Annotated in this window: 16 protein-coding genes; 3 read left to right on the top strand and 13 right to left on the bottom strand. The window is 36.4% G+C overall.

Features of this window, described 5'->3' with window-relative positions:
• Window positions 1-16: 16 nt before the first annotated feature.
• The 12 genes from QE429_RS09605 to QE429_RS09550 all read right to left on the bottom strand — a co-directional run bounded on the left by QE429_RS09605 (window position 17) and on the right by QE429_RS09550 (window position 12538).
• On the bottom strand, window positions 17-334 hold the full coding sequence (locus QE429_RS09605) for a hypothetical protein (RefSeq protein WP_307286786.1): 318 nt from the start codon (window positions 332-334) through the stop codon (window positions 17-19).
• A gap of 155 nt (window positions 335-489) precedes the next feature.
• Window positions 490-2427: an insertion element protein gene (locus QE429_RS09600; protein WP_307286785.1), complete on the bottom strand. Its 1938-nt coding sequence runs from the start codon at window positions 2425-2427 to the stop codon at window positions 490-492.
• On the bottom strand, window positions 2420-2647 hold the full coding sequence (locus QE429_RS09595; RefSeq protein WP_307286784.1) for a hypothetical protein: 228 nt from the start codon (window positions 2645-2647) through the stop codon (window positions 2420-2422). Before QE429_RS09595 ends, QE429_RS09600 begins: the two co-directional genes overlap by 8 nt.
• A 282-nt stretch (window positions 2648-2929) precedes the next feature.
• Complete coding sequence (gene phoU, locus QE429_RS09590) at window positions 2930-3589, bottom strand: phosphate signaling complex protein PhoU (protein WP_307286783.1); 660 nt, start codon at window positions 3587-3589, stop codon at window positions 2930-2932.
• A gap of 13 nt (window positions 3590-3602) precedes the next feature.
• A complete protein-coding gene (gene pstB, locus QE429_RS09585; protein ID WP_373463242.1) occupies window positions 3603-4382 on the bottom strand; it encodes a phosphate ABC transporter ATP-binding protein PstB in 780 nt (259 codons plus the stop codon).
• 6 nt (window positions 4383-4388) lie between these two features.
• On the bottom strand, window positions 4389-5195 hold the full coding sequence (gene pstB, locus QE429_RS09580; protein ID WP_307290756.1) for a phosphate ABC transporter ATP-binding protein PstB: 807 nt from the start codon (window positions 5193-5195) through the stop codon (window positions 4389-4391).
• 31 nt (window positions 5196-5226) lie between these two features.
• Window positions 5227-6114 carry a phosphate ABC transporter permease PstA gene (gene pstA / locus QE429_RS09575; RefSeq protein WP_307286781.1) on the bottom strand — a complete coding sequence of 296 codons (888 nt, stop codon included), beginning with the start codon at window positions 6112-6114 and terminating at the stop codon, window positions 5227-5229.
• On the bottom strand, window positions 6114-7034 hold the full coding sequence (gene pstC / locus QE429_RS09570; RefSeq protein ID WP_307286780.1) for a phosphate ABC transporter permease subunit PstC: 921 nt from the start codon (window positions 7032-7034) through the stop codon (window positions 6114-6116). The genes pstA and pstC overlap by 1 nt, the downstream gene beginning before the upstream one ends.
• An 82-nt stretch (window positions 7035-7116) precedes the next feature.
• Window positions 7117-8025: a phosphate ABC transporter substrate-binding protein gene (locus QE429_RS09565; RefSeq protein WP_307286777.1), complete on the bottom strand. Its 909-nt coding sequence runs from the start codon at window positions 8023-8025 to the stop codon at window positions 7117-7119.
• A gap of 246 nt (window positions 8026-8271) precedes the next feature.
• Window positions 8272-10380: a peptidoglycan D,D-transpeptidase FtsI family protein gene (locus tag QE429_RS09560; protein WP_373463241.1), complete on the bottom strand. Its 2109-nt coding sequence runs from the start codon at window positions 10378-10380 to the stop codon at window positions 8272-8274.
• A gap of 203 nt (window positions 10381-10583) precedes the next feature.
• A complete protein-coding gene (locus QE429_RS09555) occupies window positions 10584-11801 on the bottom strand; it encodes an MFS transporter (protein WP_307286775.1) in 1218 nt (405 codons plus the stop codon).
• A gap of 128 nt (window positions 11802-11929) precedes the next feature.
• Window positions 11930-12538, bottom strand: coding sequence for a superoxide dismutase (locus tag QE429_RS09550; RefSeq protein WP_307286773.1), 609 nt, complete (start codon window positions 12536-12538; stop codon window positions 11930-11932).
• 258 nt (window positions 12539-12796) lie between these two features.
• Here QE429_RS09550 and QE429_RS09545 point away from each other — a divergent pair, with 258 nt between their 5' ends.
• Entirely contained in the window at window positions 12797-13492 is a 696-nt protein-coding gene (locus QE429_RS09545; protein WP_307286771.1) for a Crp/Fnr family transcriptional regulator, read from the top strand.
• 29 nt (window positions 13493-13521) lie between these two features.
• Here QE429_RS09545 and QE429_RS09540 read toward each other — a convergent pair whose 3' ends face one another.
• Entirely contained in the window at window positions 13522-14007 is a 486-nt protein-coding gene (locus tag QE429_RS09540; RefSeq protein ID WP_307286769.1) for a DUF456 domain-containing protein, read from the bottom strand.
• Between the two features lie 128 nt (window positions 14008-14135).
• Here QE429_RS09540 and QE429_RS09535 point away from each other — a divergent pair, with 128 nt between their 5' ends.
• Window positions 14136-14918 (top strand): DUF1189 domain-containing protein, encoded by a 783-nt coding sequence (locus QE429_RS09535; protein WP_307286768.1) that lies wholly within the window; start codon window positions 14136-14138, stop codon window positions 14916-14918.
• Window positions 14919-15002: 84 nt separating this feature from the next.
• A complete protein-coding gene (locus QE429_RS09530; protein WP_307286765.1) occupies window positions 15003-15350 on the top strand; it encodes a LysM peptidoglycan-binding domain-containing protein in 348 nt (115 codons plus the stop codon).
• Window positions 15351-15409 lie beyond the last annotated feature (59 nt).

The raw sequence follows: 15409 nt of genomic DNA, 5'->3' as shown, positions 1-15409 counted from the left end.
TGAATAAGACTTTTTGTTATTCTGTATCTTGAAGTTCTCCAAACTCAATAAAATTCGGGAAATCCTTATTATTGTCTTGATTAGGTATATATGAGATTGTTAAATTAAAACCTTTTTGAATCTCCGGAGGTAAAATACAAATCATTTTTATATCATCAATGTGAATAACAAAATCTTCAAGGGTGGAGCCGTTTTCATTATTTTCAAAGACCTTTACTTTGTAGTGTTTTTGTTTTTCGAATTCCTCGCCAATCACTTTAACAATTAAAACTTCACCAGTAATAGTTTTAAATACAGCAATTTGACCAATTAATTCCCTTAAATAATTGCTCATATGTCCTCCTTATAATAAACCCAGCCCTGAATATATTGAAAAATATTCCTTGAGACAACAATTCTACAATTAATATCAGTTATCCTTCTATCCTACACGTTACTTCAATGTACCTTTGTTTTTGAAGAATCGGTTTAGTATGATAAGCAAGCTTCCTACCGTTTGTAAATAATATCTCTCCAACTATAGACCCGATTTGCGATGCCGATTCTTTGTGCAGGTGTCAGTTCATCCCCGTAGGCTTTAAAAGGCTGACAAAAGTTGTAGTAAGTTCTTAGTATCGTGATTGCCATTTGAGCATATTTAGGATTGAAATTGCTGTAGATATATGATTTGCCATCTCCCCTCGAAGTCACCAAAGGACGTTCCAGAATTGATAAGCTGCGTCTGATTTCTTGCAAGAAGGCATTTACCGCATTGTCATTGGCTCTTACAATAAGTCTTGCTAAATGCTCATTTGATAGCTTTGAGGTATCGGTAAGAACATCAATGTAACGACTCCCACGGTCCGCCATCGCAATAGGGTGTTCAATCTTATTCGATTTATGGACAGAATAATTAGTTCCGTCAGGTGCAGTTTTTGTTTCATAAAACTTGTGAACAGCTAGTCTTCTTTTCAAATATTCTACGGCTACCTCATAGTCGGATTGTTCCGATAAGAAATTGTCCTCCGCCCAATTTCTTAGATACTTATTTGAATCGATATATTCCTGGAACGCAGCTTCCCTTGAAAGTGTTTTATCGAAGGTATTTACAAAATGATGCAATTTGCCTTGTTGAATCTCAACCGAGAAAGCCTTTTTTACTGCCGATTTCAAAACCATATCGTCGTCGCTGACCACACGCCACTTTCCCGTTTTTACCATATCTTTAATAAGGAACATTTGAGCTATCGCAGTATAGGTGTGATTGATGTGTAATCCATCTACATATTTACTTCTTAGTTGTAGTTCTTTCATCTCAAGGTAGTATTCGGTTTGGCTTTGGGTATCATTTGGAGTTGGCTCTATTGGGTAATAGGAATACTTTGTGTATTTAGCATTCTTTCTTAGCTCAACAGGTAAATGGTCATCTTTATAGTTTTCCGTATCCTGCTCCAATTGTTTGAAATCAATTTCCCAATCATAAGCTACGTCGGCTCGGAACACATAACGAGATTGTGAATCAGTAGATACCACAATTTGTGTTGGCAGTTGTTTTTCCGAGACGGTGCCTTTTGTCCTTGGTTGTCCCTTTTTCCGCACATTATTAAGGTGATACATCATCATATCTGTGTTTAACCAGATACGAGGGAATGTCATCTTGGTAAATTGTTTTGATTCGTGTGTTTCTAGAAATTCTAAACAACAACGATAGAGCCACTCCAATTTACTGTAATATGTACTTCTTCCAATCCCTAAGATTTTACAGGTGCTTGAAACAGGAACCCGATTTATCAAATGTTCGGCAAAAGTAGGCAAAATATCATTTCGCTTCTGCATATAGGTAGTTGATTGTGATTTGTTTGGTAAAAGATTTGTGTGTTTTCCACACGATTTGCATTGGATAATTTGAGCATTGGAACTGGCTTTCCCTCGCTTGTAAAAAGCCTTTGGGTTATCAAAATAGGTATCGTTGATTAAACAGTCATCTTTATGGAACTCGTAATTAGGTTCAAGAGGGACAATTGAGTTAATCCGAATCAAACGTTCAATCTCAGTTGCCAAAGACCAATTAGAAAAGGTCTTCGTGTAACACCCCAAAGTTGGAACACCGCTTATATCTGTTGCGTCAGGAACGCAATTGATTGTTCGGTCTTCTTCTTTTCCGGTCATTTTATATCTTTTGATTTTTCCAACATTGTAGCTTATCTGTGGCTGATTAAAATTTTTGCAAAATGGGTTGGAACAATAATTCAGTTGAATTTCATACGTTTTATTTTTCCAATGGAAGCGAACAGGGCGAAAGGCGAAATTAATGTAGGTTGTCTTCATTTTCTTGTCGGAAAGAGTGTCATAGTCTGCTGCCCGCTGTTTCATTTCTGTAGGTGGGATGTTTGGGTCAATGAGGCATATATGGTCGTTTGTGGTCGCTAGACGTTTTATTTTAGTCATCATTTATCCCCAATTCACGTTTCAATCTTTTATTACTCCGTTTCCCTTCTACATATTTAATAAAATCATCATCTTTTAGTAAATCCGGCAACATTTCTTCAATTATTTGAGCAGGAGTTAAGCCTGTATAGTCCGAGTAATGTTCTAAAATTTTTCTTGACTGAAACGATAACCTTAGTGTTACTTCCTCGGCATTAGGGTATTTTGGCTTAATTTTCACATTATACATCTCCTACAATTTGGTGAATTTCTGTATGCTAATTTGTATGCAAAAATGTAGTGCAATTTGTAGGGGTACACTGGCTATTGTACCCCTACATTTTCATATACAAATTCTACTACAAATTCACTAATAATTATAGCCAAAATCCCATTATATCAAACAAAAACGACCTACAAATTGGCATACAATTAGTAGGTCGTTTTATACTACATTTTCAATGTTTGCGATAGGCAACGGAACCCGTTACTCTCAGCTTCACCTTTTTTCTTCACAGATAGTTTAGGCATTTAGATCGATTCGTTTTCCGGTTACTAGATAGATTACATTTTCTGCAATATTTGTTGAGTGGTCAGCAATTCTTTCGATAAATCTACATACAAATGCTAATTGAATAATTTGGTTGGTTGAGTTGGGATTCTTAGGAATATAACTTAAAAGTTCTTGGATTAAGCTACCAAAGAGTTGATCCACCTGGTCGTCTCTTTCAGCGCAACTCATCGCAAGGGTAACATCCTCAGAGTAAAAGGCTTTTAAAGAATCGGCTACCATGTCTAGAGACATTTCCATCATCCTTGGAATATCAACAATCTCTTTAATATGCTTTTCATTTCCAATATGAAGGGCAGATTTAGCAATATTCACAGCCATATCAGCCATCCGTTCTACCTCAGAAGATACTTTTAGGGCCACATTAATTTGCCTTAAATCTGTTGCTACAGGCGATTCTCTGGCAATTAGCAATAATGCTTTATCATTGATTTCATGTTCTAAGTCGTCAATTTCATTATCCCCATCAATAACAAGCTTAGCCTTTTCTAAGTCTTGGTTAATTAGGGCAATCATCGCTTCCTTTATGGCAAACTCCGCTTTATCCGCCATTTGTAAAAGCATTTCTTTTAGTTGCTTTAAATTATTATCAAAATTCGACCTTGTACTCATCTAAGTCACCTCATCATCCGAATCTTCCTGTAATATAGCCTTCTGTACGTGAATCCTTTGGATTTGAAAAAATAGAAGATGTTGAATCTAATTCAATTAATTCTCCCATTAGGAAGAAGGCCGTTTTATCTGAAACCCTTGCTGCTTGCTGCATGTTATGGGTTACAATTACAATTGTATATTTTTCTTTCAATTCTAGAATTAATTCCTCTATTTTTAAGGTAGAAATGGGATCAAGTGCAGAAGTTGGTTCATCCATTAACAACACTTCTGGCTTAGTCGCAAGTGCTCTTGCTATACAAAGTCTCTGCTGTTGTCCACCTGAAAGTCCTAAAGCAGGTGCATGTAAACGATCCTTTACTTCATCCCATAATGCTACGTCCATTAATGATTTTGTGACAATCTCGTCTAAATGAACCTTCTTTTTCATGCCATGAATTCTAGGACCATAGGCAATATTATCATAAATGGATTGTGGAAATGGATTTCCTTTCTGAAAGACCATACCCACATGTTTACGCAATTCAACTAGGTCCATCTTTTCATCTAAAATATTTTGTCCGTCATAATTAATTTCACCTGTCATTTTTACATTAGGGATCATATTAATCATCAAATTCAGGGTTTTAATAAACGTTGATTTTCCACAACCGGATGGACCGATAATAGCTGTCACTTCTTTTTTCTTTATAGGAAAGTTAATATTCTTTAACGCATGGTGTTCTCCATACCATAGGTTAAGATCCTTCACATCAAAAACTTCTCTAGTCAATGTTGGAATTGCCACACCGATTCCTCCCTATCCAAACCTTCCAGAAATATATTCTTCGGTCTTTTTAACAGATGGATTTGTAAAGATTGTTTCCGTATTATCATACTCGACCAAATCTCCATTTAAAAAGAAGGCCGTTTTATCAGATATACGAGATGCTTGTTGCATATTGTGAGTGACAATAATAATTGAATAATCCTTCTTTAAATCAACAATTAAATCCTCAACCTTAGCATTAGAAATCGGATCTAATGCTGAGGAAGGTTCATCTAAAAGCATAACAGTCGGTTTCATTGCGATTGTCCTTGCGATACACAGACGTTGCTGCTGACCTCCAGATAGAGAGAATGCTGATTTATGAAGTCGATCTTTTACTTCATCCCATAGTGCTGCTTTTTGCAAACTCTCCTCGACAATTTTATCAAGCTCTTTTTTCTTTGTTATCCCTGCAAATTTAAGGGCATGCGTAATATTTTCGTATATCGACTTAGGAAATGGGTTCGGCTTCTGGAAAACCATTCCTATTTCTTTCCGTAGGGCTACTACATTTACGTTATCAGACAATATATTAATATCTTCATAAAGGATCTCACCTTGTGCCCTAGCGCCAGGGATTAGGTCATTCATCCGATTTATACTTCTCAGAAAGGTTGATTTCCCACAGCCGGATGGACCAATAAGTGCAGTTACCCCATTCTTTTCTATGTTCATTGATATTCCATTTACGGCACGCTTTTCTCCGTAAAATATCTCTAGATTTTTAACCTTCAAAATATTTTCTTTTGGTATTTGACTATTCGACTGAATAGCTTGTTCAGTTGGTTTATTTTCCATGTTAGCAGTAACCATCCTATTTCCCCTGCCTTTATTTAGTGGCTGTGATTTTCTTATGAATCAAACTACCAATCCACCGGGCTAATAAATTAAATATTAGTACAGAAATAACTAAAACTGCAGCCGATCCATTAGAAACTTCTTCAACGTCTGGAATTAACCCTTGAGTGTTTACTGACCAAATGTGAACAGCCAATGTTTCCGCAGGACGGAAAATATTTAATGGTGATTGGTCGGAAAATGGATTCCAATTTGCATAATCTAACCTCGGTGTAGAAAGTCCTGCCGTAAATAACAATGCAGCTGCTTCACCAAATACACGTCCTGATGCAAGAATTGCACCTGTTAAGATGGACGGGAATGCACTTGGCAACAATACAGTCTTAATCGTATGCCAATGAGTAATCCCAAGAGCAAGACTCGCCTCTTTCAGGTCACGAGGTACCGAGCGAATGGCATCCTCACTTACCCTTACAATGACTGGTAAATTAAATACCGTCAGTGCCAAGGCACCACCTAGAATGGTATAGCCCCAACCAGTGACATTGACGAACATTAATAAACCAAACATCCCGATGACGATCGATGGAAGGGATGCTAAAACCTCAATACAAGAACGAATAATATCTGTAACTTTCCCTGGCTTCGCATATTCAGCCATATATATTCCACCGCCCACACCAAGAGGAACGGCAATTAGCATTGTAATAAACAAGATATAGAAAGAATTAAAAAGTTGATCTCGAATCCCACCGCCTGCTCGTACATTGCTAGATGGTGTAGTTAAGAAATCTAAAGAAATATGTTTAAGGCCATTAACTAAAATATAATAAAAGAGTCCAACTAATATAGAAACAATAATAATAGCAATCGCAATAAAGACCCCTGTTGCAATACGATCCGCAGTTTTGCTGTTCATTACATTTTCCTCCTAGAAGAGAGATAGCGAATAAGGAGAATAAACGCAAACGACATTATTAATAAAATTAAGCCCATTGACCAAAGGGTATTATTCTCTACACTTCCATAGGTTGTATGTCCCATGTTCAGAGTAATAATTGTCGTTAAAGTGGCTGATGCGTCTAATAAGCTTGTTGGCAGATCTCTTACGTTACCAATCACCATTTGCACGGCAAGTGCTTCACCAAAAGCTCTAGCCATACCTAACACGATTGCCGTCAGAAGTGTAGGTAACGCTGCTGGTATTAATACCTTACGGATTGTCTGCCAACGAGTGGCACCTAACGCATAGGAACCTTCACGAAGATTTTTTGGTATAGAACTCATTGCATCTGTAGCAATGGTAGTTACTGTGGGCAAAATCATGATAGAAAGTACAATAGTTCCGGAAAGTAAGCTGAAACCTAGTCCCCCTACATTCTCCCTAATAAAAGGAACTAGTACTGTTAGTCCGATGAACCCATAGACTACAGAAGGAATACCGACTAATAGTTCTATGACGGGCTGAAGAATTTTTCTCCCCCACGATGGTGCAATTTCAGTCATAAATATAGCTCCACCAATACCTAAAGGAGCAGCAACCAGTGCAGACAAGAAAGTAACTGCAAAGGAGCCAAAAATAAATGGTAAGGCGCCATATTCAGGATTTGCTTTATTTGTTGGATTCCAGTGTGAACTAGTTATAAACTCAATCGCACTGACACCATTTTTAATAAAGGATTGTAATCCTTTTGTACCTAAGAAAACTGTAATAGCAATAGTAGCTGAAATCATAATAACAGCACATAGAAGAACTATAACCTTACCCCTTAGTTCCCCATTCATTAAACTCTTTTTTGATTTTAATAATCTCTCACTTGCAGGAATTGTTTTTCCCATATAACTCCAAACACCCCTATGAATACGTCATAAGAGGGTAAACGCGTCCTGCATTTACCCTTTCCATTATAGATTTTTCAACTTATAAGTTCTTCTGGTTTCCTTTTGCATCACGTTCAACCTTCATCTTAGTAACAGGAAGGTATCCTTGTTCTTTTAATAAATTATTTTGAATATCATCTGACATTAAATAGTCAAGGAACGCTTTTGCAAGGCCATCAGGCTCACCATTTGTATATGAATGCTCATATGCCCAAATTGGGAATTTACCTGATTGAACGTTCTCATCAGTGGGTTTTACTCCGTCGATTGAAAGTGGTGTAACAGTATCATCAGTGAAGTAAGAGAAAGCAAGATATCCAACTGCGCCATCTGTTTCATTGATAATTTTCTTAACTGTATTTGAAGAATCTTCTGTAATTCCTTCTGCAGGTGTTGCACCATCTAAACCAAATTTATTAAAAACTGCACGAGTACCAGATGAATCAGGACGGTTTACTAATACGATTTTTTGATCTTTACCGCCAACTTCTTTCCAGTTTGTTACTTTTCCAGTAAACACTTTAATTAAATCTTCTTTTGAAATATCTTTAATACCTACTTTAGGGTTAACCGCTGCAGTGATTCCAACAACAGCTACTTTATGATCAACAAGCTTGTCAGCAGGAATTCCTTCTTTTTCTTCCGCAAAAACGTCAGAGTTACCAATTTGTACAGAGCCTTCTGCTACCTGAGATAATCCAGTACCAGATCCACCAGCATTTACTTGAATATCTACTTTTGGATTGTCTGCCATAAACTCTTCAGCTGCAGCTGCAACTAATGGCTGCATCGCAGATGAACCAGAAATGACTAGTGAGCCAGAAAGGTCTTTATTTCCACCAGCTGTTTCATCTTTTTTATTTGTATCAGCTCCGCCTCCACAAGCAGCCATCATAATCATTACTGCTGCTAGGATCGAAAATAAACTTAATTTTTTCAGGCTTTTCATTTCTTTATTCCCCCTAAGAATTATCATTGTCATTAATAGTTGTCTTGCTTACATGATTAAGAATAACTGTTCACTGTAAACTGCGTTTTAATTGAATGTAAAGGTTTTGTAAATCAATATTGAAGTTTTGTAAATTCTCTCCTTCTTTATTAACCAAGATAATTTAAAATTGTCTTGCTCAACTTTCTATAAGTTATAAAAAAAACTGCCTCCTAAATCCGGAGACAGTTTTCATTTCGTTCTCGATTATTGACCAGATGTCTGGTTAGATTGATTTGGGTTTGTAGTATTTCCTGTTTGCTGTTGTTCGTTAGTTGCTTGGGCACCCGCGCTACTTCGGGTCTTTTTTAAATCAAAATAAGCATCTAATACCTTTCGACCAATTAAGTTATTAATACTTGGACCACTATTTCCTTGATAGGCCCAAGGTACCATTACGGCCAGAGCAACCTCAGGATCGTTAGATGGTGCAAAGCTGACTAAGCTTAAGTTCATAACTGGTGTTCCGTATTTAGATTTATCCGACCCATAATAGAAGGCCTGTGCAGTTCCAGTTTTTCCTGCTGGATGGTATGGAGCACTCTTAAAATAGCTGACTGCTGTACCGTCACCTACTTGCATAACCATACGCATTCCTTCTTGAACTCGCTTAACCCACTGTTCTTTCATATCCACACGATTGAGCACCTTAGGCTGAATCTCTTCAATAATTGGCCCTAACTCATTATTCTCCATGATTGGCTCACGAATTTCTTTAACAATATGAGGCTGAACACGGTAACCACCATTTGCAATTGTTGATATATATTGTGCCAATTGGATGGGTGTGTACGTATCATACTGACCAATGGCAAGGTCAAGCAGCAAACCCGGCTTATTCTCAGAGCCTGGGAAACCGCTCATCTCATTTGGAAGATCGATCCCTGTACGAGTACCAAGTCCAAATTGGCTAAAAGATTGTCTCATAGTATTAAACGTTTTTTCGGTATCTAAAATTAATGGACCGTTAGGCACATAACGACCATGTGCCATCTCAATCACCGTTTTCCACATATAAACGTTGGAGGAGACTTGAAGTGCACGTAAGTCATTAATCCTTCCGAAAGTTTTCCAAGATTTCTTCACTTGTGTCCCTTTAATAACTAACGGTTCGTCCAGTAGAGTAGTTCCAGGACTGATTGCTCCTGTTTTATAACCTGTTAAGACTGTTGCGCCTTTTACAGCAGAACCGACGTTATAGGATGAAGTTATGTTACCTCCTGCAAAGTCACTCATAACAGTTTTACCTTTCTCGTCTTTACCCAGTTGTCTTCCAGCCAGGGATAGAATTTCACCTGTTTTAGGATTCATGACAACTACAAATGCTCGATCTAATAAAGCTGTATTCGGCTTTTTCTTTGCATCCCACATCTCATCTTCAATAATTTTTTCTACCTGCTTCTGTAAATCCATATCAATGGTTAAAACAAGGTCTTTTCCTCTTTGTCCTTCTGAAACTACTTCAGTGGAAAGAATTTTCCCTGCCTTATCTGTCACATTTTTCACTTTCGCTTTTTGTCCATGAAGAACATCTTCATACTTCAATTCGAGATAACTTTGTCCGACCCTGTCATTTCTGCTATAGTCCCGTGCAAGATATTTTTTTAAATCTTCTTTAGGAATCCCCGCTTCAGAGGAAGAAACTTTCCCTAAAATAGACTTTAAGGCTTCTCCATAAGGATATGCTCGATCCCAGTCAGTTGTAGTATTAACTCCTGGGAGATTTTCTAAATTTTCACTAACGATTGCAAACTCTTTAGGTGTTACATCTTTATTTTTTACAATTTGCGGTGTAAGTGCATATCCGCTATTGAATTTCCGATAAATCGCAATCGTTTCCATGGTTTCTTTATCTTCTGCTTGTTTCTTAAGATCATCTTTACTGACTCTGTCAACCTGCATTTGATAAATTTGTTTGTCATCGAATTTCTTTTGCTTATATTCTGCCCATTCCTTTTTCGTGATCTTTGCTTTCGCCTCTTCAGGATGCTTCATAATCCAAAAATCTTTTTGCTCTCTGATTGGAATTTTCTTGATATCCATATCAATTAATTTCGCGAGCTTTTCTGCTGTTTTCAGCATTTCTTCTTGAGACGTATTTTGACTTTTGGTATAAGTAATGGCATTCAACGGCGTATTATCCACAATGACCTTCCCATAACGGTCATACATTTTTCCTCTAGGTACAGGGTTATTTACGGTAATATCTTCTGTCCGTTCGATCTCCCGTTTAAAATCATCACCAAAAACAATTTGTAACTCACCTAAACGGAGAATTAAGATTGAAAATAATAAAAACACCACAAAGAACAACATATTAAAACGAAACGGTACATGTGTTTTCTTTTTCTTTTTATTCAAGTTCCTACACACTTCCTTTTTTTCAAGGCTTAACACAACATCCTTTATTTTATAAGAAAATATGCTTTTTTTCTATGAATAACCCTTACCAATTTTGCATTTTCGACAAATTTCTTCGGGCATTTAAAGAAAAAAGCGATGAGGAATAACTCATCGCTTCATGCTACAGGTAACCGCACCCTTTTTATAAAAAAGTAAATGAAAGAATGACCTGCCCCTAAAATCAATAATAGTATTGGAATACTTTTTTCCTCATTGAATAATGTGACTGCGGCAATAAAGGATAAAATAGACACAATTCTTCCCAAGTTTAAAAAGATTTCTCTTACAACAATATACTCAATTCTCATTTCCGCAGCCTTCCACCCGTTTCCAATTACATCATATGTAGTCGACATATATGGAACAAGTAGCAGTGGATAGGCTAAGGCGATCATGCCTGCATATATTAACAATTTGATAAAATTTGTATCCCATACAATAATTAACACTGCTGCATAAAGAATTAGACCACCAATAAGAATTGCTTTTTTACGATTGTTCTTTTTAATCAGCCGTGAAGCAAGGTAATAGGCAACAAAGGAAATACCAGAGTTGATCAGTCCAAAGGTCCCTAAAGCCATTTCACTTCCAGTTGAAATATAGACAAATACGGAAATAACAAACAAAAACGTCCCTTCTCTAAGTCCCTGAAAAAAATGGGCATTTGTTACGAGACGCCAATTTTCATTAAGCTTTCTTTCCTCTAAGATTCGCCTAAAACAATACCTGCCAGCTGCAGGTCTTGGTTTTAAAGAAAAACTAATAAACACTGCGAGTGCAAATAGAGCTAAAGACAGGCCGAAAACAAAAGTATATCCAGTGAATTTCTCAAATCTAGTGATAATGAATCCAGCCGCTAACGGACCAACCATTCCTCCTGCCGAGCTTAGAATCCCCAAAAATCCGTTAAAAAAATCTCTCGTTTCAGGTTCGGTAATTTCGAATGTCAAAACATTATAGGCTAACCAATAAAAACCATACCCAATTCCTAGAAGGCTACCTAACAGCAATAAAAAGGTGGATGCATTAGTCCCCGTTAGTAATACCGTTAAATAAAAAACTGCAAGGAAAATAACACCTATTCTAAGTACAATAACTCTGTCAATTTTTTTTGCCCACCTGCCTGCTAAAATAAACGTTAGCAGTTGTAATACGACAATCGCCAGATTATAAAGAGCAATATCCGAATACTTTCCTGTTTGTTTCCATAGGTAGATATTTACAAACGTGTTAGATAGGGCAACACTTAATGAATAAAGCCCCCCGATTACCAACAAAAGTGTGAGGTCTTTTGTTAACTCTACATCACCTAAAATGTTAAATTTTTTCACCATAAAAACTCCCCTTTATCTTAAGGGTAGTCTTTAACAACCGACTTGTTATTATTCAATGTTCGTAAAACGAAATATAAAAAGACAGCTGTTTTGGATAACAGCTGTCTCTTTATTTTACCTAGAATGAATTACTTTGCTTCGTTGTAACGCTTAGAAACTTCATCCCAGTTTACAACGTTCCAGAATGCAGCAATGTAATCTGGGCGTTTGTTTTGATAGTTTAAGTAGTAAGCATGCTCCCAAACATCAAGGCCAAGAATAGGAGTTTTACCTTCCATTAATGGAGAGTCTTGATTTGGAGTGCTTGATAATTCTAATTCACCGTTTGCAACAGACAGCCAAGCCCAACCAGAACCGAAACGAGTAGTTGCAGCTTTTGCAAATTCTTCTTTAAAGCTTTCGAAACTTCCAAACTTACTGTTAATAGCATCTGCTAATTCACCAGTTGGTGCACCGCCGCCATTTGGAGAAAGGATTTGCCAGAATAAGGAGTGGTTTGCATGGCCACCACCATTGTTACGTACAGCTGTGCGAACTGCTTCTGGAACTGCATCTAGGTTTGAAATTACTTCTTCAACAGACTTAGAAAGTAATTCTTCGTTACCTTGTAGAGCAGCGTTAAGGTTTGTTACATATGTGTTGTGGTGTCTTGTGTGGTGAATATTCATAGTTTCCTTATCAATATGTGGTTCAAGTGCATCTTCTGCATAAGGTAATTGTGGTAATTCAAAAGCCATGAAAAATTCCTCCTATGTATTCATATTATTTTTTGGGCTAAAGTCAATCAAAAAATCCAAGGATTTTTCGAATTTTCTTAAGCTTTGTAGATTTAGATTACCAAAGATAGTCAAGCGATTCAAATAAAATGCTTACGCTAACATAAATACAATCCCCATTTTAAAATTTTTTATTCATTATTTACTCATCTTTCAAAAAAGTGTCATGATTCTCCATCCCATATTCTGTTAAGCTTTAAGGTAAAGGGAGTGATAGGAATGGAAAACAGTATGGTTTCTATATATAGTTTAATGGTCCAATTTTTCCAACGAAATGAACCCATTCAAAAGATTAAATCTGATACTGTCCTTTTTCAAGAAAAAGATCCTGTCGACTATGTATATATATTAGTAAAAGGAAGCATTGCCCTTGGCAGAGTTCATTTGAAGGGTAAAGAATTTATTCTAAAAGTACTAAATGACCAGGAATTAATTGTTGAGTATCAGTTATTTAAAACAAATCCCCATTATCAATTTTATGCTAAGACGTTAACTGATTGCGAAATACTAATCGTTAAAAGGGAGCAATTCGAAGGTTTCATTCTTACAGATCCTGAGGCAATGTATGGCCTTATATCCTGGTTAAGTACCGGTTATATAAAGGCACAAATGAAATGCCAAGACTTGATTATGAATGGAAAAAAGGGTGGTCTATATTCTATTTTAATCCGCCTCTGTAATTCATATGGCGTTCAAACTGATAAAGGTATTCTCATCGATCTTCCTTTAACACACCAGGAACTAGCGAACTTAACCTTTGGCACAAGAGAGGTAATTCAACGAGCTCTAATGGAGCTCCGACAGAATGGGATCATCTCATATGATAATCAAAAAATTACTGTCAAAAAGCTAAGCTGTTTAAAACAGGAAGTGGACTGCCAAAATTGTTCATATGAAATTTGCGGAATAAACTAGAAAAGCCACTGAGGTGGCTTTTTCCGTGATTACTTTAATACAACAAGCAAAAAATATCCAATCATGATTAATTGGATGATAGTCTTAGTTACAACGCTGCTTATAAAACCGATGACAGAACCAAACCCTATTTTTACACTATCTAAAAATTCCCTTTTATTAAAGATAAGCTCGGCAGCAATAGCACCAATAAAGGGTCCAATTATAATACCTAGTACTGGAATAACAAACGGCCCCAATATTAGTCCAATGGTACTCCCCCAGACACCTGCTTTGGAACCTCCATATTTTTTTATTCCAATCATGTTTGCTATATAATCAGCTACAAATAATAAAGCAATAAACAAACCTTGAATTACCCAGAACAACCAATGAAACGGCTCAAAGCTAAAAAATACCCCATACAATAAGAACCCAGCTAACAAGAAGATTACGCTTGGAATAATGGGGTAAACCAAGCCAACAAAAGCAACAATAAATAAAACTGTAATAATAATCCAATAAAGTATTTCCATCTTTTCATTCCTTTTATTTTTATTAGATATAAATACGAACGAGATTTGAAATGGTTTCATTAGTCATTTCTTGTATATAACGTCTACACAAGATACAATAGAATGGAATCTGTATAAAGGTGGTCTTTATGAATATTTTCAAACAATTTTTTAAAAGTATTTACTCTCCAAAAGATATTGCTTTATTTCGTTTCCAAGGAATCGGTAAAACAATATTATATGTTTTCTTTTTGACATTCATATCCGTTTTACCAGTTGTTATTTATTTTAGCACGGCATTAACTACTGGAATAAACACTGCAAAAACTATTCTAACTAACGAATCACCTGACTTTTCTATAAAGAATGGTCATCTCTCGGCTGATACTGATGTTCCTGTTACTATTAATCGTGAAGATTTTTCCATTATCATAGATCCAACTGGTGCTATGTCTGAAGCAGATGTAGAGAGTGAAGGAAATGCTTTCGCCATGTTAAAGGATGAATTCGTTCTAACTGCTGCGGGAAGAACAGATACATATCCATATTCCATGTTGGAAGGTCTAAATATCTCAAAGAAAGATACACTTGATTTTATCGACATGTTGGCTGGGGTAAAAGGTATTATTATCCCGGTGGTTTCGTTATTTATTTACCTATTTTCAAGTGCTGCCAGCTTTATTGAAGTTTCTGTTGTCGCCTTAATCGGTCTCGCAATAAAAAATATGTTAGGAAGGAAATTACAATATCGTCAATTATGGAGAATGGCAGCATATAGCGAAACTTTGCCTACTGTCTTCTTTACCATTATGGCAGCGATAAAAACTACTGTACCTAACAGTGCCCTAATCAATTGGTTTGTTGTCATCATTGTATTATATTTAGCTATTAAAGAAATTCCAAAACCAAAAACGATTAAGAAAGATGCATAATTGGTGCATCTTTTTCTTTTAAGTTCTATATTTAATTGGACAAGCATAGGTATGTACAAACATTCCTGCCTGGAGGCTTGTCCAATGAAAAAACTTTTCGGTTTGTTATTATCTGTTTTAATAATATATGTGATTTACTTTGATTTAACAGTTGGCACCCTGCCATCTTCAACCCCTCAGCATGTTGACGCAAAGGGTGAGAACAGTACACAACAGGACATCGCTAAACCAAAGACAAATATTCCTGCATTTGAAGCAAAAGTAAAGCCTGGCGATACAGTGATATCAATAGTGGAGAATCAGTTGGATCAATCAATTCCCGTATCTATCTCAGAGCTTATTGAAGATTTTAAGAAACTCAATCCTGGAAAAGCTCCTGAGAAAATTCAGATTGGCTCCACATACATTTTTCCTGACTACTCAAAAAAATGAGGATAATCGCTTCTTCTTGTCAAAAATAGTAGTAGACTGATAAAATAAAGTCGGATTGA

It is taken from the genome of Bacillus sp. SORGH_AS_0510 (assembly GCF_030818775.1).
Lineage (GTDB): Bacteria > Bacillota > Bacilli > Bacillales > Cytobacillaceae > Neobacillus.
The sequence above is the reverse complement of the archived record's forward strand: the minus strand, read 5'-3'. Positions and strand labels throughout refer to the sequence as shown.